This window comes from Bradyrhizobium sp. LeoA1Lang, from assembly GCF_055413685.1.
In genome coordinates this window covers 1-21,289 of the sequence record NZ_JBVAPG010000026.1, presented here as the reverse complement: position 1 = coordinate 21,289, position 21,289 = coordinate 1, and the positions used below count along the sequence as shown (strand labels likewise).

Here is a 21,289-nt window from a genome sequence, read left to right as displayed (position 1 = left end):
AGTCTCGGGGGCGAGACTGGGGTTAGGGGCTGCACATGAGATTTACGGTCAAGGCCAAGCTGGCCACTGCGTTCGGTCTGATCATCGTCCTGTCCGCGGTCGCGGGCGGCGTCGCCTATATGAAGCTCGGCGACATGATGGAGACCGCCGACAGCATGGTGCTGCGCGCCACGCGGATGGAGAAGGCGACTCAGATCGAAAAGGACATCCTGCTCCAGCTTCGAGCGGAGAAGAATGCGATTCTGGGGACGGAAGCTGACGTCGAGCAGTTTGCCGCAGAGGCAGCGAAGACCCGCGAGGCGGCGCTGAAGATAAAGGACGAGGTCTACGCGCTGGCGAGCGAGGCCGGCAGGAAGCTGCTCGACACGTTTGCGGCCGCCTACGCCAAGATGAACGCCTTCCAGGAAGATACCATCAAGCTGGCGAAGACCGACAAGGCCAAGGCTACAGAGCGCTCGATGCATGAGGGACGCAAGGTCGTCGCCGACGCGCTCGAGGCCATGGGCGCCTATGTCACCAACACGAAGAGGCAGATGGCCGAGCAGGCCGCCCAATCGAAGGAGGCGGGCCACCAGGCGCAACTGATGCTGATGACCCTGATTGGCGTCTCGCTCGCGGTTGCGATCGCGGCGGCGCTCTGGATTTCGATCAGCATCAGCCGTTCGCTGGGACGTGCGGTCGGTCTTGCAGGCGCGGTCGCCGACGGCGATCTCAGCAAGACCATTCCCAATGCCAGCAACGATGAGATCGGCGATCTCGTCAAGTCGCTGAACGTGATGGTCGAAAAACTCCGGCAGATCGTCTCGGAAGCCTTGACCGCGGCGCAGAACGTCTCGGCTGGAAGCCAGGAGCTCTCCGCCAGCGCCGAGCAGCTCTCGCAGGGCGCGACCGAGCAGGCGTCTTCGGCCGAAGAAGCCTCCTCCTCGATGGAGGAGATGGCCTCCAATGTGAAGCAGAACGCCGACAACGCCAACCAGACCGAGAAGATCGCAGGGCAATCGGCCAGGGATGCCGAAGCCAGCGGCGCCGCCGTCGGCCGCGCTGTCGAGGCGATGCAGACGATCGCGGAAAAGATCACCATCGTGCAGGAGATCGCGCGCCAGACCGACCTCCTGGCCCTGAACGCCGCGGTCGAAGCGGCGCGCGCCGGCGAGCATGGCAAGGGCTTTGCGGTGGTCGCCTCCGAAGTGCGCAAGCTCGCCGAACGCAGCCAGGCGGCGGCCGCCGAAATCGGCACGCTGTCAACGGAGAGCGTGAAGGTCGCGCAAGAGGCGGGCAGCATGCTCTCGAAGCTCGTGCCCGATATCAAGAAAACCGCGGACCTGGTCCAGGAGATCACGGCGGCCTGCCGCGAGCAGGACGTCGGTTCGGCGCAGATCAACCAGGCGATCCAGCAGCTCGACAAGGTCGGCCAGCAGAACGCCAGCGCATCCGAGCAGGTCTCCTCAACGTCGGAAGAGCTCGCCTCCCAGGCCGAGCAGTTGCAGTCGACGATCGCCTTCTTCCGCATCGACCATGGCCGCAAGGCCGCGGCCGCGCCGATCGACAAGGCGGTCAGCCAACTGCGCGCGAAGGCCGCGACCATGGCGGCCGCCGATCGCGGAGCAAGGAAGCCGCCGGCCGCCGAGACCAAGCCGCAGGGTCGTCGCCCCCTCAAGGTCGCCAATGGCGGCGGTTTCGCCTTCGCGCTGGATGAAGACGGGGACGACCGCGACGCTGATTTTCAGCGCTGAGGACCGAAGCGTTAGTTGGTGCGTAGCAGACCGGATTGTTTGCAATCCGACCGACAATTCGAGCATCTCTCTTGGGGACTGAAATGAGACTTACCGTCAAAGCAAAGCTGGCCGGCGCCTTTGGCCTTGTCATCCTGTTATCCATGGTCGCGGGCGCGGTGGGCTACATGAAGCTCAGCGACATGGTCGGCACGGCCGAGAGTCTCGTTTCGCGGGCCGGACGCATGGACAAGGCCGCCGAGCTCGAAAAGGGCATCCTGCTTCAGGTGCGGGCCGAGAAGAACTCCATCATCGCCTCGGACAAGAACTATGATCAGTTCATTGCGGACTTGGCGAAGATTCGCGAGACGCTGCTCAAGACCAAGGACGAAATCTATGCCGGCGCGACCGACAGAGGCAAGAAGCTGATCGATGCCTTTTCGGCCGCCTATGTCAAACTGAATGCCTATCAGGACGAGACGGTCCGCCTCGCAAAGGTCGACAAGGCGGCGGCGACTGATCGTTCGATGAATGACGGTCGCAAGGTGGTGGCCGACGCGCTCGAAGCCGCAAACGCCTACATCTCGCTTGTCAAGTCGGCGATGGCCGAGCAGGCCGAACAGGCAAGGCAGGACGGGGCGCGCGCGGAGATGCTGTTGGTCATCCTGGTGATCGCCTCGCTCGTGTTCGCGGTGGTGGCGGCGACCTGGATCGCACTCAACATCAGCCGCGGGCTCAGCCGTGCCGTAAACCTCGCCGATGCGGTCGCGATCGGTGATCTCAGCCAGAAGATCGACGTTGCCAGCAACGACGAGATCGGCGACCTCGTCAAGTCGCTGAATGCGATGACCGTGAACCTGAACGGAACGGCGGCCGTCGCCAACGGGATCGCGCAGGGCAATCTCACCGTCGACGCCAAGCGGCTGTCGGACAAGGATACGCTCGGCATGGCTCTGGAGCGCATGGTCGAGAAGCTCCGCACGATCGTCGCGGAAGCGCTGACGGCGGCGCAGAACGTCTCGGCCGGCAGCCAGGAGCTCTCGGCCAGCGCCGAACAGCTCTCGCAAGGGGCGACCGAGCAGGCCTCCTCGGCCGAAGAAGCCTCCTCCTCGATGGAGGAAATGGCCGCCAACGTGAAGCAGAACGCCGAGAACGCCAACCAGACCGAGAAGATCGCAGGGCAGTCGGCCAAGGATGCCGAAGCCAGCGGCGCCGCCGTCGGCCGCGCCGTCGAAGCGATGCAGACGATCGCGGAAAAGATCACCATCGTGCAGGAGATCGCGCGCCAGACCGACCTGCTCGCCTTGAACGCCGCGGTCGAAGCGGCGCGCGCCGGGGAGCACGGCAAGGGCTTTGCGGTGGTCGCTTCCGAAGTCCGCAAGCTCGCCGAGCGCAGCCAGGCGGCCGCGGCCGAGATCGGCACACTGTCGGGAGAGAGCGTGAAGGTCGCACAGGAAGCGGGCGGCATGCTGGCCAAGCTGGTGCCTGATATCAAGAGGACGGCGGAGCTGGTGGAGGAGATCACGGCGGCCTGCCGCGAGCAGGATGTCGGCTCGGCGCAGATCAACCAGGCGATCCAGCAGCTCGACAAGGTCGGCCAGCAGAACGCCAGCGCATCCGAACAGGTCTCCTCAACGTCGGAAGAACTGGCCTCCCAGGCCGAACAGTTGCAGTCGACGATCGCCTATTTCCGTATCGACCAGGCAAAGGACAAGCCCGCGGCTGCGATGCCAATCGACCGGGCCGTCGGCCAGCTCCGCGCGAAAGCCGCGAGCATGGCGGCCGCCGACCGCAACGCCAAGAAGCCCGCCGCCAAGCCGGCGCGTGCGCTCAAGGCTGCTGCCGGCGGCGGCTTCGCCTTCGCGATGGAAGACGGCGATGACGATCGCGACGCGGATTTTCAGCGCTAGAGCATGATCCGGAAAAGTGGGAACCGGTTTTCCGAAAAGATCATGCTCAGAAATAGGCGGGGCCCGGCCTTCGAGGCAAGTCCCCGCGATCTCTGACTGGAAGGACGCAACATGGCCGGCACGGCTCAATATCTGACGCTCGGTCTCGCCGGGGAGACCTTCGGCATCAGCATCTGCAACGTCCGCGAAATCCTCGACATGCGGCCGATTTCGCGTCTGCCGCACGCGCCGCATTTCATGCTCGGCATGATCGACGTGCGCGGCAGCGGCTATCCGATTGTCGACCTCCGGCTGAAGCTCGATCTGCCGAGCGTGCCGGCGACGGAGGCGACGCGCATCATCATCCTGGACGTGCCGATGAACGACCGCCTAGTCGGCGTCGGCTTCGTGGCGGACTGCGTGTTCGAGGTCACCGACATCGACGAGGACTCGATCGGTCCCGTCCCCTCGGTCGGCGGACGCTGGCAATCCGACTACATCGCGGGCATCGGGCGCAAGGGAGAAAAGTTCGTCATCATCTTCGATCTCGCACGACTGATGGCCGATGCGGACGTGTCCGCCGACGAGGCCCGGGTCGACGCGTCAGCCGCAGCCTAGACTTGCGAAATCGGCGATGCTGGGGGCCGGGCTACATCTATCCGATCGTCAATTCCGCACGATCGCTGAATTGATCGAGGGGCAGGTCGGCATCAAGCTGCCTGCCGGCAAGCGCCTGATGCTGGAAGGGCGGCTGCACAAGCGCGTCCGCGCGCTCAACTATCCCGGGCTCAACGAATATGTCGAGCATCTGTTCGACAATGGCTTGCCCGACAACGAGCTCACCCATCTGATCGATGTGGTCACGACCAACAAGACGGATTTCTTCCGCGAGCCGGCGCATTTCACCTTCTTGAAGGAGGTCGCGGTGCCGGCGCTCCTGAAGGCGCGCGGCCGTGGATCGCACGGGTTGAAGATATGGAGCGCGGCCTGCTCGACCGGCATGGAAGCCTATACGACCGCGATGGTTCTCGACGACATGACGAGGTCCGGCACCAGGTTCCAGTTTCGTGTCCTCGGAACAGATATCTCGACCGCGGTCCTGCGGCTTGCCAAGGCCGCGATCTACACGCGCGACGTCGTCGCGCCGGTCCCTTCCGAATTCGTGAAGCGCTACTTCCTGTCGTCGAGGGACCGGTCGAGCAACGAAGTCCGCGTGGTGCCGGAATTGCGGCGACTGACGAATTTCATGCGGATGAATTTGATGGATTCCAGCTATCCGGTGGACCGCGACGTCGACATCATCTTTTGCCGGAACGTCCTGATCTATTTCGACAGGCAGACGCAGCGCAAGGTCGTCGATCAGCTTTGCGCCCATCTGCGGCCGGGAGGCTATCTGCTGGTGGGGCATTCCGAATCGATGATCCACAACACGGTGCCGACGTTGAAGCAGGTTCAGCCGACGATCTTTAGAGTCTAGAGCATGATCCGGAAAAGTGGGAACCGGTTTTCCGAAAAGATCATGCTCAAAGAAAAGAGAGCAACGTGGAGCGCACGGCAATGCCCAGGCAGAAACTTCGCGTGCTGATCGTGGACGATTCGGCGTCGGTGCGCCAAATTCTCACGACCATCCTGAGCGAGGATCCGGATATCGAGGTGATGGCGACCGCGTCCGATCCGTTCGCCGCGGCACGGCGGCTGCAGAACGAACTGCCCGACGTGATCATCCTCGACATCGAGATGCCGCGCATGGACGGAATCACGTTCCTGCGCAAGATCATGGCACAGCGCCCGATCCCGGTGATCATCTGCTCCTCGCTCACCGAGGAGGGCTCCGATCAGATGTTCGAAGCGTTCGAGGCCGGCGCGGTCGATATCGTTCCCAAGCCGCGGATCGATACCCGGCAGGCGCTGCTGGAATGCTCGACCCGGCTGCGCGAAGCGGTGAAGTCGGCGGCGCGTGCGCGCGTGCGCCCACGCCAGCAACGGCGCGTCATCGAGAAGAAGCTGACCGCGGATGCCATCATCCCGCCGCCGATCCAGGGGCGTTCGCGGCCGACCACCGAGCGCATCGTCTGTATCGGCGTCTCGACCGGCGGCACCGAGGCGCTGCTCGACGTGCTGGAGGCGCTGCCGCCGACTTGTCCCGGGATCCTGATCGTTCAGCACATGCCGCAGGGCTTCACCGCGGCATTCGCGAGGCGTCTCAACGCCGCCTGTCAGATCACGGTGAAAGAGGCCGAGGATGGCGAGCCGGTGCAGCCCGGTTGCGCCTATATCGCGCCCGGCGCCCGCCATATGCTGCTGCAGCGCTCCGGCCTGCGTTACAGCATCGCCATCAAGGACGGCCCGCCGGTGTCGCGGCATCGGCCTTCGGCCGACGTCCTGTTCCGTTCGGCGGCCCAATATGCCGGGCGCAATGCGCTCGGGATCATCATGACGGGAATGGGCGACGACGGCGCGCGGGGCCTTTTGGAGATGCGCAAGCTTGGTGCTGCGACGCGCGCGCAGGACGAAGAGAGCTGCGTGGTGTTCGGCATGCCGAAAGAGGCGATCGCACACGGCGCCGTGGAGAAGGTGGTCTCGCTCAACCAGATCGCGCGCGAGATCATGCTCTGGCACCAGGCCGGACAACCTGCCCTGACGGAATGATGCAATGATCTCTCCCGACGTCCAGACCGACACGGTCACTGCGGCAGTTGCCTCCATCGAGGAGGTGTCGTCCCGCATCGAGGATAGTTTTGCCAAGGTCGGCAATCATCTCGGTCGCGGTCACGCCCTGTTCAAGGAGCTGGAGGGCGCGCTCACCGGGCTCTCGCGCGAAATGTCGGGCGCGGAAATCGAAGGCGCCTCGACGGCGCTTCAGGATATTGCCGGCCGGCTGAACGCTCTTGCCGAGGCGCTGCCGGCGGAAAGCGCGCTTCTCGGGCGGATCGGCGAGGATGCCGAGGCGGCATCCGCGCAGATCGCGCCGCTCTTCAAGCACATCCAGATGATTTCCATCATCGCGCGGAGCGCGCGCATCGAGGCGGCGTCGCTGGACGGCGACCGCGACAGCTTCCTTGATTTCACGAAGGAGGTATTCGAGCTCGGGCAATCGGTCCAGCATTCGATCGAAGGCTGTGCGCGCGATCAGAAGCTGCTGTCGGTAGCGGTCGAAACTGCGCTCAACCGGCAGAAGGAATTCGAGAAGCTCTATCGGGAGCAGCTTCTCTCGGCGAGCGCCGGCCTGATCTCGGCCTATGCCGGGATGCGCGAGCAGCAGGACAAGAGCGTCCATCTTGTCGAGCTCGCGGGCAGGAGCACGAAGAAGATCGCCGATGCCGTCGGCAGCGCGATCATCTCGCTGCAGTCGGGCGACAGCACGCGGCAACGTCTGGAGCATGTCTGCGGCGGCTTGGGGCGTGCCAACGGGATGCCGGCGCGCATCGTTCTGGCGCTTGAGGCGGATGTCAGCGCGCAGAAAGCCAAAATCGTCTGCCAGCTCCAGGCCGCGCAGCTCAAGGATGCGGATCGCGAGTTCGGCGATGATATCGGCGCGATCGTCCGTTCGCTGAATGCCATCCTTGCCGATGCAACCGGCGTGGTCGCGCAAGGTCGCTCGGTATATGGCGGCTACGACGGCGAGGCCCCGTCGTTCCTTGCCGTCATCAAGCAAACGCTGGCGCAGGCCTCGGAGCTGATTGCGACTTGTGAGAGTTCGGGCAGATCGGTCGATGCTGCCCTCTCCGTCGTCGAGGATACGCTCGGCAAGTTTCGTCTGGCGATCACGGGCCTTGGCGAGGCCGTCGTCGACATCATCCTGATCGGCATGAATGCCAGCCTCAAGGCCGGCCATCTGGGCGTCAAGGGCAATGCGTTCGTCGTGATCGCCAACGAGCTCAAGATGACCGCGGATCAGGTCTCCGCCGGTGCTTCCAGGCTGCAGCCGATCCTCGACCGCATCGAGCGCGCGGCCGGCGATCTCAAGGAGCTGCGCGCTCATGGAAATCCCGCGCAATTGACCAGGCTCGAGCCGTCGATTCTGCAAACGCTGCAGGAGATCGAGGCCGGCAACGCGCGGCTCGGTCGGTTGATGGACCGGCTCGTCCACGAGGGTGCCGAGTTCGAGGCCTTGATGGGTGGTGCCCGCGATCTGATGACCGCACTCGGCGAAGCGTCCGCGTCCCTTCCGGCTGCTGCCTCGCGCCTCGAGGCGTCGAGCGTAACGATCGGAAAGCTGTCGCTGACTTCGAGCGATGAGGCGGTGCTGGACGATCTGTTCGCGCAGTACACGATGGAACGGGAGCGGCAGGTCCATCGGGATGTCCTGCAGCGCCTCGGCGTGATGTCAAAATCTACGCCGCACCGGCCTGAGCCGGAGGTGCACGACGACGGCGTGCTGCTGTTCTAGGGCGTTTTCGAGCGGAGTGGACGCCGGTTCGCACAGCAATCAAGTTTACGCAGATTGCGTAGACTTATCTGCGCAGAAAACGCGTCAAAATAAGAATCTAGAGCTTCGGTTCTGATTCAATCAGAACCGAAAATGCTCTAAGAGGGAATGGTTTCGCCGAGATCGGCTTGGCGTCGGTCCGGCGGAATTTGCCGCCCCATCAGGCGATACCAACGCCTAATCCTCCTCCATGCGCGTTGCTGCGGCCAGCCGGCATGACGCAGGACGTCATTGGCGAAGAAACGTGAAAAAACCTACCCAGCTCTCGAGCACGACAACCCGGCCATCGACGATGGCGCCGGCAGCGCCGCAGAAATAGATTTCTGTCACAAAGAGGCTATATGAGCTAGCTTCCGGCCGAAGCCGCGCCCCTCGCTGGCGAGCCGCTTTGCGGGCCGGATGATTTCACGGAAGACAGGCACGAACGAGATGACCGGATGCTGGCGCGGGGTTCGCTATTGGGGGCGCATGTCGGCGCTGAAGCCCCTCAGCCCGTGCGCGCGATCGTCACGGTAAGCACTGCGCGATGAAATCCTTCGTGACCGATGACGATCCGGATGCCTCACTGGTGGGGCAGGGCTTTCGGCTGATGCTGTTTCCGGCGATCGTCGGGTTACTTTTCGTGGGCGGCGTATATTGGCTTCACCTTCAGCTCCACAGGTCCGCCGGGCGGCCCGAGCCGATGGCGATCGTCGAGGTCCAGCTCTTGCCGCGTCCGGATCCGCTGCCGATACCCGTGATCCAGGCGTCGCAGTCAACGGCCGTGAACGCAACGAACCCGGGCAAGGCTCCGACTGAGACGCCGGCCGACATGTCACGCAACGTGCTGGCGGTATTGCCGGCCGAAGAGACGCCGCCTTCCGAACCTGCCGTTCCGAGCAGGATCCCGCTGCGTTCCGCAGATGCCGTGCCGAACGCCGCGATGCTGCAGTTCAGGGAAACCCTGTTGCGTCATATCGCCAAATTCCAGCGCTATCCGCGCGCCGCCGAACGGCAGCATCTGCAGGGGACGGTGCTTGCGGTCTTCTCGGTCGGCCGCGACGGGAAGTTGCTCGGCACCTGGGTCAAGACCAGCTCCGGTCAGCCCCTGCTCGATCAGGCCGCGATCGATACCATCAGGCGCGCCCAGCCATTGCCGCAGATACCGTCGGCGCTTCCCGATTCCATGAAAGTGGAAGTCGCGCTCGGCTTCGATCCGTCGTGAGATCTGCATCGCAAGTCGCTCGAAAAACGCTCTAGCCCCGCGACGCTTCCGCCGCATCGAACGCCGATCTCGCCGTCGCAATCTTCGGCTGGCTCTTCTCCGCCCAGGTGACGAGTTGGGCCAACGGTTCGAGCAGGGATTCGCCGAGCTCCGTTAGCCCGTACTCGACGCTCGGCGGCTTGGTCGGGAACACGCGGCGCGTGATCATGCCGTCGCGCTCGAGGTCGCGAAGCGTCTGCGTCAGCATGCGCTTGGAGATGTCGGGGATCGACCGCCGGATCTCGCTGAAGCGATGCGGCCGCTGCGCGAGCACGATCACGATCAAGGTGGTCCACTTGTCGCCGAGACGATCGAGGATGCCACGCACCGGGCAGAGCCCGAGGTCGAACTCGCCGCTGCTCCAGCTCTGGAAGCGCTGCGCCAGGCACTCATGGGCCGGCCGAAGGTTATTTGCGCGTAACCCTGTCACCAAAAACTGCCTCCTTCCGCGATCCCAGGCGGCCTCGTATCTAGGCCTGGTCTAGATTTTAGACCAGGAAGAGGAACATGACAATTTCCGAACGTATCGCCATCACCGGGGCAACCGGCCAGTTGGGTCGCCTCGTCATCGCCGAGCTCTTGCGGATCGCCCCTGGCGCGCATCCGATTGGCATCGTCCGCGACCCCGTCGCCGGCAAAGACCTGGCGGCGCGCGGTGTCGAGCTTCGCACCGCCAATTATGAAGACCCCGCCGCCGTCGAGGCCGCGCTCGCCGGCGCCGACAAGGTGCTTCTGATCTCCTCGAGCGAGATCGGGCAGCGCGTCCGCCAACACGGCCATGTCATCGATGCGGCCAAAGCGGCGGGCGTGAAGCTGCTCGCCTACACCAGCATCCTCCATGCCGATACCAGCTCGCTGGCGCTGGCGGAAGAGCACCGCAAGACGGAAGCGCTGATCCGCGCATCCGGCGTGCCGTTCGTATTCCTGCGTAACGGCTGGTACACCGAGAACTATACCGCCAACGTCGCCGCCGCGATCCAGCACGGCGCTGTGCTGGGCTCTGCAGCGGATGGCCGCTTCTCGCTCGCCGCGCGCGCCGACTATGCCGCGGCTGCGGCGGCCGTGCTCGCAAGCCGCGACGATCAGGCGGGCCAGATCTACGAGCTTGCCGGCGACAATGGCTATACGCTCGCCGACTATGCCGCCGAGATCGCCAGGCAGTCCGGCAAGCCCGTCGTGTACAAGGATTTGCCGGAGGCCGATTACAAGGCTGCGCTGGTGTCGATCGGCTTGCCGGAAGCCTTCGCGGCGCTCTTGGCGGACAGCGATGCCAAAGCGGCCAATGGCGCGCTCTATGACGACTCCAGGCAATTGAGCGCGCTCATCGGTCGCCCCACGACGCCGATAGCCGAATCGGTGTCAGCAGCGCTCGCGCGATAGACGGCCCGTAGCCCGGGTGGAGCGCCAGCGCAACCCGGGGCCGCTCTCGAGCTCAGCAATAACGGGCCGTCATTCCGGGGCGGGCGCAGCGCGAGCCCGGAATCCATCAGGCAGCAGGTGACAGCGGAGAAATGGATTCTCTGATGTGCAATTGCACATCATAGCTCGATGTTGCGCATCGCCCCGGAATGACGGCAGCGGGCGTGGCGAAGCCGGAGTGAATTAACCCCGGCCGCCGAGCGAAACCTTCAATGCCGTAGCCCGGGTGGAGCGCCAGCGTAACCCGGGGCCGCTCGCAAACGTTGATGCAGATGTCCCCGGGTTACGCGTTCTGCTCCACCCGGGCTACGATGCTGCCGCATAGCCCTGCGGCATGATCACGCCCTCAAGGTTCGGGCCAGCCGGGGCCTTTATTGCGCTGTGTCAAACGATTGCCGGCCGGCCTGGCTAGGGTCGCGTCCGGACTTCCGGAGGTATCATCTTGAGCAGTGCCCCTGACCTGACCATGGATGACGGCGCAGTCGGCTCGCTCCATCCGCGTGGCGCGTGGACGGTTGCCAATGTCGAGATTCTGGAGCGGCTGTGCGCAGGCATCCAGCCGCGACTTGCGAATGGCATCCGCAAGATCGACCTCAGCGGGATCACCGCGCTCGACACGGTGGGCGCCTGGTTGATCGAGAAATTGGCGCGCGGCGGGCCGGCGCAAACGACTGAGGCCGAGATAACCGGCCTTTCCGCCAGCTATTCCGGATTGATCGGCGAAGTTCGGAAACTGAACCGCAGGCCGCCGGCGCCCGCGCGGCGCACCAACGCGCTCGCCGACCTGCTCGAGCGGGTCGGACGTGGCGTCATTGCCGAGACCATGGTCTTCCTCGACATGCTCGGCTGTGTCGGCATCGCGCTGTTCCGGACGCTGCGCCATCCGCGATCGTTTCGCTTCACCTCCACCGTCTATCAGCTCGGCCAGGTCGGCTGGCGCGCGATCCCGATCATGGCGCTGATCACGTTCCTGATCGGCGCCATCATCGCCCAGCAGGGCATTTTCCATTTCCGCAAGTTCGGCGCCGATTCCTACGTCGTCGACATGGTCGGCATCCTGGTGCTGCGCGAGCTCGGCGTCCTGATCGTCGCGATCATGGTGGCCGGACGTTCCGGCAGCGCCTACACCGCCGAGATCGGCTCGATGAAGATGCGCGAGGAGATCGATGCGCTCACGACCATGGGCCTCGATCCCGTCGAGGTCCTGATCCTGCCGCGGGTGCTGGCGCTGGTGATCGCGCTGCCGATCCTCACCTTCTTGGGGTCGATGGCCGCGCTCTATGGCGGCGGGCTCGTCACCTGGCTCTATGGCGGCATGGGTCCGGCGATCTTCATCGCGCGGCTGCACGAGGCTGTCTCGATCAACAGCTTTGAGGTCGGCATGATCAAGGCGCCGTTCATGGCGCTGGTCATCGGCCTGATCGCCGCGAGCGAGGGGCTTCGCGTCAAGGGCAGCGCGGAATCGCTCGGACAGCAGACGACGTCCTCCGTGGTCAAGTCGATCTTCCTGGTCATCGTGCTCGACGGCCTGTTCGCCGTGTTCTTCGCCTCGATCGGAATGTAGCCGTGACCGAAGAACGTATCGCCATCCACGTGCAGGATCTCATCGTCGGCTTCGGCCGCAAGATCGTGCTCGACCATCTCAATCTCGATGTCCGTCAGGGCGAAATCCTGGGCCTCGTCGGCGCGTCCGGCGGCGGCAAATCCGTGCTGATGCGCACGATCATCGGATTGCTGCCGAAGCGCGGCGGCATCATCGAGCTTGCCGAAAACGGCGGCCGGAGCGGCGTGCTGTTTCAGCAGGGCGCGCTGTTCTCGGCGCTGAACGCACGGCAGAACGTGCAATTCCCGCTGCGCGAGGCCGCGCATCTGTCGCCGTCGCTGCTGGACGAGATCGCCAATGCGAAGCTCGAGATGGTCGGCCTCACCGTCGACGATGGCGACAAGTTTCCCTCCGAACTTTCCGGCGGCATGGTCAAGCGCGTGGCGCTGGCGCGCGCGCTCGCGCTCGATCCCGCGCTGCTGTTCCTGGATGAGCCGACCTCGGGGCTGGACCCGATCGCCGCCGGCGAATTCGATTCCCTGATCAAGACGCTGCAGCGGACGCTCGGCTTCACCGTCTTCATGGTCACCCACGACCTCAACACGCTCTACGCGGTCTGCGACCGCGTCGCGGCGCTGGCCGACGGCAAGATCGCCGCGCTCGGTCCGCTGAAATCGGTGCTGGAATCCGATCATCCGTGGGTGCGGGCCTATTTCCACGGCGCGCGAGCGCAAATGCTTCATCTCAACGCTTAACGGAACGACATCAATGGAAACGCGCGCACCCTTTATCGTTGTCGGCGCCTTCGTCCTGGCGGCGATCGTCGCCGTGTTCGGCTTCGTCTACTGGCTCAACAACACCGGCGGCATCGGCAAGCGCGAGACCTACCAGGTCGTCTTCAATGGCCCCGTTCCCGGCCTGCTCGTGGGCGCCGCGGTGCTGTTCAACGGCATCCGCGTCGGTGAAGTCACCTCGCTCGAATTCGTGCCCGACCGGCCGCGCGACGTCCACGCCACCATCGCCGTGCTCGAGCGCACGCCGGTTCGCGCCGACACCAAGGTCGGCCTCAATTTCCAGGGCCTGACCGGCGTGCCCGTGGTGGCGCTGGAAGGTGGTGAGCGCATCGACGCGCCGCGCGTGCAGGGGCCGCTGATCGCCGAGAAAGGGGCGGGACAGAGCATGACGCAGGCCGCGCGCGATGCGCTGCGCAAGGTCGATGCGGTGCTCAGCGAAAATTCTGGACCGCTGCATGACGCGATCGGCAACCTCGGCACCTTTGCCGATGGGCTCGCGCGCAACACCCCGCGCCTGGACAATATCATCGCCGGTCTCGATCGGACCATGGGCGGCGGTTCTGCCCCGGCGCGCAAGACGACTTTCGACCTCAGCCCGGCCAGCCGGTTCGATGCGCCGATTCGCCCCTTCAAGGGAACGCTTGCCATTGCCGAGCCGACGGCGATCACTGCGCTGCAGACCCAGCGCTTCCTGTTCGCGGGCGACGACGACAAGGATTTTGCCGACGCGCAATGGAGCGACGCCCTGCCGCAACTCGTGCAGGCGAAACTGCTGCAGAGTTTTGAGAACTACGATATCGCCCATCCGCCGTTCCGGCCCGACACTGCGCCGGAAGGCTCGTCCCGCCTGCTGCTCGACATGCGCCAGTTCGAGATCGTCACGGCGCCGCAGCCGCACGCCGTGATCGCGCTATCAGCCAAGCTCCTCGATGCATCAGGACATCTGCGCGCCGCGCGCGTCTTCCAGCAGGAAGCGCCGATCGAGACGCTGGCCCCCGCGCCGGCGACAAAGGCATTCAACACCGCTTTCGATGCGCTGGCGCGCGAGTTGATCCCATGGACGGCGGCCCACGAAAACGAATCATCCAGGTAGGTCCTGCGGAGCCGACCTGACCGCTACCTGCTGCGGCAAACAGCGGATCAGGCGGCTGTTGGTGCGGCGGGCGGTTCCCTGATCATCAGGACGTCGCATGGCAGTTCGGCCATGAGATGTTTGCCGACGCTTCCGATCAGCATTTCGGAGAGCGCGCCGCGCCCCTCGGTGCCGAGCACGACAAGGTCGATGTCCATATCGCGCACGCCCCGGCGCAGCACTTCATCCGGCGTCCCGAATTCGATGAACGAACGTGCGTGCTGCCTGATCGTCTCGCCGCATTCCACTGTCGCCAGGAAGGCCTTGTAGTCCTGTTCGACAGCCTGCTGACATTGTCGTCGATAGGCCGCGGAATCGTGGGCCAACCCACTCATCGGCATCTCGTATGCGTGGAATATCATGAGCGTTTGGTCGGGGAAGCAGCGGACCGCGGCTTCGAGCGCATGGCGCGATGAATCGGAAAAGTCGATCGCTGCGCCGATGCGGCTGTAAGCGCGTTGTCCCCTTTTCTTCACGATCAGGATCGGTGTGTGCGAACTGCGAAGCAGACGGTCGACCGTCGTACCAAGGAAAAGTCGCCCGAACGGCTCGTCCCTTGCAACGCCGGTTATGATGAGATCGCATCCTTTCTTTTCTGCGGTGCGCACGATCGCCTCGGCCGGGTCGCCTTCATCGATCACGATATCGGCCGTCTTCGCCAGCGGGCCGATATCGGCCAGCAACTGCTTTGCTGCTACGCTGACGGGATCGGGAGGGCGTCGCCAGGACGGAACGGTCGGATCGACATCCGCATCCTGAAGTTTTTCGAGAACGTGCAGGATCACGAGCTTTGCCTGCCATGACTGCGACAACAGCACGGCGCGATCGAGCGCGCGGTCGCAGCGAGGGCTGAGATCGGTGGCGAGCAGGATCGACTTCGGCGGCTCTCTCGTCGGGCTTGCTTCGCTCATCTGACGCTACCTTTCAGCCATGCGTGTCGTGGTTCCTCGGCGCGATGCGATCGTCCGGGTTCCGGCGCGAGACCGCAACGGTCGTGACTGCGACATTTCGTTCACCTGCATCCTGCAGCGTCGATCGCGTCGTGTCGATTGACATGGATCATCCCGACAGGCGCGGTTCCCGGTACCAGGAAACGTCATCGCAACGTATCATTGCAGCATGCACAGAAAATCCTCCGATCCGACGATGCACGAGGCACACCGGCAGACGGCGGCGGAGACGGTGGCCGCCCTGCATACGGATGCCGCGCGCGGCCTGAGCGGTGCAGAGGCCGAGCGGCGCCTCGCGCGCGATGGCCGAAACGAACTGGATACGGCGCCACCGCGTCCCGAATGGCTGAAATTCCTCGATCAGTTCACCGACGTGCTGGTGCTTCTGTTGATCGCGGCGGCGGTCATCTCGATCGCGATCTGGCTGAATGAGCATGAAACCGCGCTGCCTTACGAGGCCATCGCGATCCTTGCCATCGTGCTGCTCAACGCGCTCATGGGCTACCTCCAGGAGGCCCGGGCGGAGCGCGCCGCAGCCGCGTTGCGTGAGATGTCCGCCGCGCACGCCAACGTAGTCCGCGATGGCGAGCGGCGCAATATCCCGGCGGCCGAGCTGGTGCCGGGCGACATCATCGTCATCGCGGAAGGCGACACCATTCCGGCCGACGCCCGGCTGATCGAGTCTGCCGCGCTGCAGACGGCGGAAGCCGCGCTCACCGGCGAAAGCCTGCCGGTGAGCAAGCTCGTCGCGCCGGTGGCAGGAGAGGCTGAGCTCGGCGACCGGCACAACATGCTCTTCAGCGGGACCACCGCGGTCTATGGGCATGGCCGCGCGGTGGTCACCGCCACGGGGATGCGGACCCAGATGGGCCGGATCGCCGGCATGCTGCGGGAAGCGCCGCAGGAGACCACGCCGCTGCAGCGAGAGCTCGCGCGCGTCGGCAAGATGCTTGCGATCACGGTCGTGCTGATCGCAGTGGCCATGATCGGCACGATCTTTCTCGTCAGCGACGTCAACGGCTTCTCCGAGATTTTCGCGGTGCTGCTCCTCGGCGTGGCGCTGGCCGTCGCCGCGGTTCCGGAAGGACTGCCGGCGGTGGTCACCGCCGTGCTGTCCATCGGCATGCAGCGGATGGCGAAGAAGAATGCCATCATCCGTCGTCTCGCCGCCGTGGAAGCGCTCGGTTCGGCGACCGTCATCGCATCCGACAAGACCGGCACCTTGACCAGGAACGAGATGACGGTGCGCCGGGTCGTGACGGCGAGCGGCTGCACCAATCTCTCCGGCACCGGCTATGCGCCGGAGGGAGACGTGCATCTGGTCGGCGATGCGTCGGACAACGGCGCGCTGCAGTTTGAGCTTGAGCGCACGCTGACGGCGGCCGAACGCGCCAACAATTCGATACTGGAGGAACGCGATGGCGCCTGGATCGTGCAGGGCGATCCGACCGAAGGCGCATTGATCGTGGCCGCTTGCAAGGCCGGTCTGCTGCCCGCCGCGCTCGATCAGCGCTTCGCCCGGATCGGCGAGATTCCGTTCTCGTCCGAACGCAAATTGATGAGCACGGTGCATACGGATGCGGAGCGGCGCGACCGCCTGATCGCGGTGACCAAGGGCGCGCCCGATGTCCTGCTCGCGCGCTGCACCCACGAACTCGTCGGAGAAGATGCGGTCACGCTCAGCGACGCGCGTAAGTCGGAGATCATGGCGAGCAACGACGCGCTGGCCGAGGAAGCGTTGCGGACGCTTGGTGTTGCGTTCCGCTCGCTGCCCGCGGAAACGTCGCAGCGTGATGCATTCGATGAGAATGTCGAGCAGGACCTCGTCTTTCTCGGCCTGATCGGCATGATCGATCCGCCCCGTCAGGAAGCGCGCGATGCGGTCGCACGCAGCCGGGCAGCAGGCATCCGCCCCATCATGATCACCGGCGATCATCCCAAGACCGCGGCGATCATCGCCGCCGAGCTCGGCATCATCACATCAGGCCAGCGCGCGGTGTCCGGCGCCGAGTTAGAGGCCATGACGGAGCAAGAGCTCGACCGCATTGTCCAGGAGGTCTCGGTCTATGCCCGCGTCAATCCCAGTCACAAGCTCCGCATCGTGCGGGCTTTGCAGCGGGCAGGGGAAACCGTGGCGATGACCGGGGACGGGGTCAACGATGCCCCGGCGCTGAAGGCCGCCGACATTGGTGTCGCCATGGGGATTACGGGCACCGACGTCTCCAAGGAGGCGGCCGACATGGTCCTCGCCGACGACAATTTTGCCACCATCGTTGCCGCGGTCGAGGAGGGCCGCGCGATCTTCGCCAATATCCGGAAATTCCTGCGCTATCTGCTGTCGTCGAATATCGGCGAGGTCTTGACGATGTTCTTCGGCGTCGTGCTGGCTGATACAATCGGACTTTCTGCCGCCGGCGGTGTCGTCGTGCTTCCGCTGCTGGCGACGCAGATCCTCTGGATCAACCTGGTGACCGACGGCGCGCCCGCGCTCGCCGTCGCGGTCGACCCGGCGGACCCGGCCATCATGCTGCGTCCGCCGCGCCCGCGCGATGAGGGCGTCATGACGCGCCAAATGTGGGGCGGGATTTTCCTGGTCGGGATCATTATGGCCGCCGGCACGCTATTGGTGCTGGACGCCTCGCTTCCGGGCGGCCTGATCGAAGGTTCAGGCACGATCGCCTATGGGCGAACCATGGCCTTCACGACGCTGGTGCTGTTCCAGCTTTTCAACGTCTTCAACGCCCGTTCCGACGAGCTCAGCGCATTCCATGGCCTCTTCACTAATGGCTGGCTCTGGGCGGCGGTGGCGCTTTCGCTCCTGATGCACGCGCTGGTTGTCTATGCGCCCTTCCTCCAGGAAGCGTTCTCGACCGTGAGCCTGAGTGCCGGCGACTGGCTGTTCTGCGCCGCCGTCGCAAGCTCGGTATTGTGGCTGCGCGAACTGAGCAAGGCCGTGATGCGGGGGATCGGCGGCCTGTCGAGCGCGCCTTTTGCGCCCCGATAACCGGCAAACACGCAATGTAGCCGCAATCCAGCGGCTCTATGGAACCAGGTCAACTTGAATTGCCTGGGTCAGGGTGGTGCGAATACTTCTGGTTGAGGACGAAGACGAGATGGCGTCGGCCTTGTCTGCGGTCCTGAAAAGCTACGACATGCTGGCCGACCGGGTGACCTCGCTGATGGAGGCCGCGGAAATGATGGTGGCGGGCGCCTATGACGCGATCCTGCTCGACCGCAACCTGCCCGACGGCGACGGCATCAGTCTGATCCCGAAGCTCCGCGCCAAGGCGATCCCGACCCCGGTCATCGTGCTGACGGCGCGGGGCGAGTTGTCGGACCGCGTCACCGGCCTCGACACCGGCGCCGATGATTATCTGGCCAAGCCGTTTGCGGCCGAGGAATTGCTGGCGCGGCTGCGCGCGGTGTGGCGGCGGTCCGCCGACCTGCAGCCCGATATCGTCAGGCTCGGGCGACTTAGCTTCAATCTGAACCATTGCGAAGCCGAGGTCGATGGCCGCCTCCTGGAATTGCCGCGCCGCGAATTGCTGGTGCTGCAGACCCTGATGCGGCGGATGGGGCGCACGGTCGTGCGCTCTTCACTCGAGGCCGCCGTCTATTCGCTCGACGAAGAGGTGCAGTCGAATGCGCTGGACACGCATGTCTCGCGGTTGCGCCGCAAGCTCACCGAGGCCGGCGCCGGCGTCGAGATCCACGGCATCCGCGGCGTCGGCTATCTCCTGAGGGCGGCATCATGACGGCCATGAATACGGCGTCACTGCGCTCGCGCCTGATCCGCCGATTGATCCCGCTGCATGCGGTGCTGCTCGTCGCTTTTGTTGTCTTGCTCATTGCAACTCTGTGGGCGTCCGGTTGCGTGTATCGGCGCGACGATGGGCGCGGCATCGACGTGCTGCGCGACGCGGTGGAGCGCAGCGCCGACGGAACGCTTGTCCTGCGCGAGACCCCGGCGCTGAAGGAGCTGCGCGGCGATACGCGGAATTTGTGGTTCGTGATCCACGACAAGTCCGGCCATTCGCTCTCCGAGGGCAACGTGCCGCCGGAGTTTGGACGTCTCGGCGGCGGCGATGTCGATGGCGATCGGAGCTGGGATCGCGCCCGTGACGATTCGCGTCATATCAGCGGGCAGATGAAAGTGGTCGAGACCGCGGCAGGCCCGGTGCAGATCATCGTCACCAGCGAGATCAGGATCTCGGATGCGCAGTCGCTGCTGCAGATCACGCTGGCTTTCTTCGGGCTGATGTTGCCCGGCTTTGCCCTGATGGCGCTGACGACGCTGGTGGCGACCCCGCTCGTGGTGCGCAACGCGCTCGCGGGCCTTGACGAAGCCGCGCATCAGGCTGGCGAGATCGACATCGACAAGCGCGGCGCAAGGCTGCCGGTCGGCGCCGTCCCCACCGAGATCGCGCCGCTGGTGACCGCCGTCAATGACGCCTTGGGACGGCTCGATGAAGGCTATGAACGGCATCGACGCTTCCTCGCCGACGCCGCGCACGAGTTGCGGACGCCGATCGCGATTCTCACCACGCGCCTGGAAGGCCTGCCGCAAAGCGCCGAGAAGGCGCGCCTGATCGAGGACGTCTCGCGGCTTGCGACGCTGACCGAGCAGTTGCTCGATCTGCAGCGGCTCGAGCAGCGGCTGGCGCAATCGTCCGCCATCGATCTTGCAGGTCTCTGCGCGCAGGTGATCGCCGATCTCGCGCCGCTCGCAATCGCAGCCGGCTATGAGATATCGTTGCAGCATGAGGGGGCGCGCATCGACGTGTGGGGCGATCGCGGCGCGCTCGAACGCGCGGTCGTCAATCTGGTGCAGAATGCGATCCAGCATGGCGGCCATCGCGGCGCCATCGTCGTTGCCGTGAGCGCGCCGGCGACGGTCGAAGTTCGCGACCAGGGTCCCGGCATTCCGGCTTCAGAGCGCGAGCGCATCTTCGAGCCGTTCCACCGCCTGCAGCCGCGGCACCGCGGCGCGGGCCTCGGCCTCAACCTCGTGCGCGAGATCATCCATCTGCATCGCGGCGAGGTGAGCGTCACTGAACGAAGCGGCCACGGCGCCTGCTTCCGCATCTCCCTCCCACCGATCGCGCTCCCCGCTTTGGCCGTAGGCTAGCAAGCCCGTAGCCCGGGTGAAGCGAAGCGCAACCCGGGACGTCTGCATCAACATCGACGACCGGCCCCGGGTTACGCTGACGCTCCACCCGGGCTACGGCGCCTTTCGTGTGATCACATCATCTCCTCACAACACGCAATGCTCTCGCAATGCCAAGCGTGGATGGTGAGCGCGTCTTGATCCGAATCGCATCTGGGGCTTGCGGCGCGGCGCCGGGACACTGTGCTTATTATTGCAAGGTCATGGACTCATGTCTCACGATGCCACATCGTTTTTTCTCTCCTGGCTGTTCAACCCGCGCCGGGTCGGCGCGGTCGCCCCATCCGGCAATGCGCTCGCTGAGCTGATCACCCGCGAGATCACGCCGTCATCCGGCCCGATCATCGAGCTCGGCGCCGGCACCGGCGTCTTCACCTACAAGCTATTGCAGAAGGGAATTCGGCAGCAGGATCTCACCATCGTCGAATACGGATCCGAATTCGTCCAGATCCTGCAATTGCGCTTTCCCGGCGCGCGCGTGCTGTGGATGGACGCGGCGCGGCTCGGCACGGTGAAGCTTGCTGACGACGGCTCGGTCGGCGCGGTCGTGAGCGGCTTGCCGTTGCTCACGATGTCGCCGCGCAAGGTGCTGTCGATCGTAAGCGGCGCGTTTCGCTATGTGCGTCCGAACGGCGCGTTCTATCAGTTCACCTATGGACCGAGGGCGCCGATCCCGCGGCCGATCCTCGATCGGCTCGGGCTGAAGGCCACGCTGGTCGGCCGCACCATGAGCAATCTGCCGCCGGCTTCCGTCTATCGGCTGGTGCGGCGCGCGCCGTCCCGCTTGTCCGCGCTGCGTTCCGGCGCGATCGAGGATCAGTCGCAGCTCGACGATTTCGGGCTGCGCCCGCGATTGGTGGATACGCCAACAGTCCTGGAGCCGGGCTAGGTCGCGTGGACAGTTATCTTAGCCAGAGCAGAGTTGCGGCGATAGCGACGACAGCGAAGTAATTTCGTGCGGTTTTTTCGTAGCGCGTAGCAACGCGCCTGAAACGCTTCAGTTTCGAGAAG

General features: G+C 64.8%; 18 protein-coding genes and 1 pseudogene. 15 read left to right on the top strand and 4 right to left on the bottom strand.

Annotation, left to right across the window (positions count from 1 at the left end):
* Nucleotides 1–35 precede the first annotated feature (35 nt).
* The 7 genes from ACZYOF_RS11935 to ACZYOF_RS11905 all read left to right on the top strand — a co-directional run bounded on the left by ACZYOF_RS11935 (nucleotide 36) and on the right by ACZYOF_RS11905 (nucleotide 9,234).
* Complete coding sequence (locus ACZYOF_RS11935) at nucleotides 36–1,733, top strand: methyl-accepting chemotaxis protein (protein ID WP_463715872.1); 1,698 nt, start codon at nucleotides 36–38, stop codon at nucleotides 1,731–1,733.
* Between the two features lie 83 nt (nucleotides 1,734–1,816).
* Nucleotides 1,817–3,622: a methyl-accepting chemotaxis protein gene (locus tag ACZYOF_RS11930; RefSeq protein WP_463715871.1), complete on the top strand. Its 1,806-nt coding sequence runs from the start codon at nucleotides 1,817–1,819 to the stop codon at nucleotides 3,620–3,622.
* 111 nt (nucleotides 3,623–3,733) lie between these two features.
* Nucleotides 3,734–4,219 (top strand): chemotaxis protein CheW, encoded by a 486-nt coding sequence (locus ACZYOF_RS11925; RefSeq protein WP_463715870.1) that lies wholly within the window; start codon nucleotides 3,734–3,736, stop codon nucleotides 4,217–4,219.
* Between the two features lie 16 nt (nucleotides 4,220–4,235).
* Nucleotides 4,236–5,078: a CheR family methyltransferase gene (locus ACZYOF_RS11920; RefSeq protein WP_130583962.1), complete on the top strand. Its 843-nt coding sequence runs from the start codon at nucleotides 4,236–4,238 to the stop codon at nucleotides 5,076–5,078.
* Nucleotides 5,079–5,158: 80 nt separating this feature from the next.
* Nucleotides 5,159–6,250: a protein-glutamate methylesterase/protein-glutamine glutaminase gene (locus ACZYOF_RS11915; protein WP_282530079.1), complete on the top strand. Its 1,092-nt coding sequence runs from the start codon at nucleotides 5,159–5,161 to the stop codon at nucleotides 6,248–6,250.
* Nucleotides 6,251–6,254: 4 nt separating this feature from the next.
* Nucleotides 6,255–7,991, top strand: a complete 1,737-nt coding sequence (locus tag ACZYOF_RS11910) for a chemotaxis protein (RefSeq protein WP_463715869.1) — start codon at nucleotides 6,255–6,257, stop codon at nucleotides 7,989–7,991.
* A 577-nt stretch (nucleotides 7,992–8,568) separates the two neighbouring features.
* A complete protein-coding gene (locus ACZYOF_RS11905) occupies nucleotides 8,569–9,234 on the top strand; it encodes an energy transducer TonB (RefSeq protein ID WP_165421283.1) in 666 nt (221 codons plus the stop codon).
* Nucleotides 9,235–9,265: 31 nt separating this feature from the next.
* Here ACZYOF_RS11905 and ACZYOF_RS11900 read toward each other — a convergent pair whose 3' ends face one another.
* Complete coding sequence (locus tag ACZYOF_RS11900) at nucleotides 9,266–9,703, bottom strand: winged helix-turn-helix transcriptional regulator (RefSeq protein ID WP_245476431.1); 438 nt, start codon at nucleotides 9,701–9,703, stop codon at nucleotides 9,266–9,268.
* A 77-nt stretch (nucleotides 9,704–9,780) separates the two neighbouring features.
* On the opposite strand from ACZYOF_RS11900, the gene ACZYOF_RS11895 reads away from it, so the two are divergent.
* The 4 genes from ACZYOF_RS11895 to ACZYOF_RS11880 all read left to right on the top strand — a co-directional run bounded on the left by ACZYOF_RS11895 (nucleotide 9,781) and on the right by ACZYOF_RS11880 (nucleotide 14,122).
* Nucleotides 9,781–10,653 (top strand): NmrA family NAD(P)-binding protein, encoded by an 873-nt coding sequence (locus ACZYOF_RS11895; RefSeq protein ID WP_463715868.1) that lies wholly within the window; start codon nucleotides 9,781–9,783, stop codon nucleotides 10,651–10,653.
* A 481-nt stretch (nucleotides 10,654–11,134) separates the two neighbouring features.
* Nucleotides 11,135–12,256 (top strand): MlaE family ABC transporter permease, encoded by a 1,122-nt coding sequence (locus ACZYOF_RS11890; protein ID WP_463715867.1) that lies wholly within the window; start codon nucleotides 11,135–11,137, stop codon nucleotides 12,254–12,256.
* A gap of 2 nt (nucleotides 12,257–12,258) precedes the next feature.
* Entirely contained in the window at nucleotides 12,259–12,990 is a 732-nt protein-coding gene (locus ACZYOF_RS11885; RefSeq protein WP_394565217.1) for an ABC transporter ATP-binding protein, read from the top strand.
* Between the two features lie 13 nt (nucleotides 12,991–13,003).
* On the top strand, nucleotides 13,004–14,122 hold the full coding sequence (locus ACZYOF_RS11880; RefSeq protein WP_463715866.1) for an ABC-type transport auxiliary lipoprotein family protein: 1,119 nt from the start codon (nucleotides 13,004–13,006) through the stop codon (nucleotides 14,120–14,122).
* Between the two features lie 47 nt (nucleotides 14,123–14,169).
* Here the strand turns inward: ACZYOF_RS11880 and ACZYOF_RS11875 are convergent, their stop codons facing one another.
* Together ACZYOF_RS11875 and ACZYOF_RS11870 are read right to left on the bottom strand one after the other, a co-directional pair.
* Entirely contained in the window at nucleotides 14,170–15,072 is a 903-nt protein-coding gene (locus tag ACZYOF_RS11875) for a universal stress protein (protein ID WP_463715865.1), read from the bottom strand.
* Between the two features lie 13 nt (nucleotides 15,073–15,085).
* On the bottom strand, nucleotides 15,086–15,217 hold the full coding sequence (locus ACZYOF_RS11870; protein ID WP_282530071.1) for a hypothetical protein: 132 nt from the start codon (nucleotides 15,215–15,217) through the stop codon (nucleotides 15,086–15,088).
* 90 nt (nucleotides 15,218–15,307) lie between these two features.
* On the opposite strand from ACZYOF_RS11870, the gene ACZYOF_RS11865 reads away from it, so the two are divergent.
* The 4 genes from ACZYOF_RS11865 to ACZYOF_RS11850 all read left to right on the top strand — a co-directional run bounded on the left by ACZYOF_RS11865 (nucleotide 15,308) and on the right by ACZYOF_RS11850 (nucleotide 21,167).
* Entirely contained in the window at nucleotides 15,308–18,115 is a 2,808-nt protein-coding gene (locus ACZYOF_RS11865) for a cation-translocating P-type ATPase (RefSeq protein ID WP_463715864.1), read from the top strand.
* Nucleotides 18,116–18,191: 76 nt separating this feature from the next.
* Nucleotides 18,192–18,866, top strand: coding sequence for a response regulator transcription factor (locus ACZYOF_RS11860; RefSeq protein ID WP_130580907.1), 675 nt, complete (start codon nucleotides 18,192–18,194; stop codon nucleotides 18,864–18,866).
* Nucleotides 18,863–20,239 carry a sensor histidine kinase gene (locus ACZYOF_RS11855; RefSeq protein ID WP_463715863.1) on the top strand — a complete coding sequence of 459 codons (1,377 nt, stop codon included), beginning with the start codon at nucleotides 18,863–18,865 and terminating at the stop codon, nucleotides 20,237–20,239. The genes ACZYOF_RS11860 and ACZYOF_RS11855 overlap by 4 nt, the downstream gene beginning before the upstream one ends.
* 250 nt (nucleotides 20,240–20,489) lie before the next feature.
* Entirely contained in the window at nucleotides 20,490–21,167 is a 678-nt protein-coding gene (locus ACZYOF_RS11850; protein WP_130580909.1) for a class I SAM-dependent methyltransferase, read from the top strand.
* Nucleotides 21,168–21,180: 13 nt separating this feature from the next.
* Here ACZYOF_RS11850 and ACZYOF_RS11845 read toward each other — a convergent pair.
* Nucleotides 21,181–21,289: pseudogene (locus ACZYOF_RS11845) on the bottom strand (IS5/IS1182 family transposase); the annotation flags it as partial.

What these genes read in the sequence shown, in the direction of transcription:
- ACZYOF_RS11855 (WP_463715863.1), top strand. Translation starts at nt 18,863, where the DNA reads ATGACGGCCATGAATACGGCGTCACTGCGCTCGCGCCTGATCCGCCGA.
- ACZYOF_RS11870 (WP_282530071.1), bottom strand. Translation starts at nt 15,217, where the DNA reads ATGTCAATCGACACGACGCGATCGACGCTGCAGGATGCAGGTGAACGA.
- ACZYOF_RS11880 (WP_463715866.1), top strand. Translation starts at nt 13,004, where the DNA reads ATGGAAACGCGCGCACCCTTTATCGTTGTCGGCGCCTTCGTCCTGGCG.
- ACZYOF_RS11925 (WP_463715870.1), top strand. Translation starts at nt 3,734, where the DNA reads ATGGCCGGCACGGCTCAATATCTGACGCTCGGTCTCGCCGGGGAGACC.
- ACZYOF_RS11920 (WP_130583962.1), top strand. Translation starts at nt 4,236, where the DNA reads ATGCTGGGGGCCGGGCTACATCTATCCGATCGTCAATTCCGCACGATC.
- ACZYOF_RS11915 (WP_282530079.1), top strand. Translation starts at nt 5,159, where the DNA reads ATGCCCAGGCAGAAACTTCGCGTGCTGATCGTGGACGATTCGGCGTCG.
- ACZYOF_RS11875 (WP_463715865.1), bottom strand. Translation starts at nt 15,072, where the DNA reads ATGAGCGAAGCAAGCCCGACGAGAGAGCCGCCGAAGTCGATCCTGCTC.
- ACZYOF_RS11865 (WP_463715864.1), top strand. Translation starts at nt 15,308, where the DNA reads ATGCACGAGGCACACCGGCAGACGGCGGCGGAGACGGTGGCCGCCCTG.
- ACZYOF_RS11850 (WP_130580909.1), top strand. Translation starts at nt 20,490, where the DNA reads ATGTCTCACGATGCCACATCGTTTTTTCTCTCCTGGCTGTTCAACCCG.
- ACZYOF_RS11930 (WP_463715871.1), top strand. Translation starts at nt 1,817, where the DNA reads ATGAGACTTACCGTCAAAGCAAAGCTGGCCGGCGCCTTTGGCCTTGTC.
- ACZYOF_RS11935 (WP_463715872.1), top strand. Translation starts at nt 36, where the DNA reads ATGAGATTTACGGTCAAGGCCAAGCTGGCCACTGCGTTCGGTCTGATC.
- ACZYOF_RS11895 (WP_463715868.1), top strand. Translation starts at nt 9,781, where the DNA reads ATGACAATTTCCGAACGTATCGCCATCACCGGGGCAACCGGCCAGTTG.
- ACZYOF_RS11910 (WP_463715869.1), top strand. Translation starts at nt 6,255, where the DNA reads ATGATCTCTCCCGACGTCCAGACCGACACGGTCACTGCGGCAGTTGCC.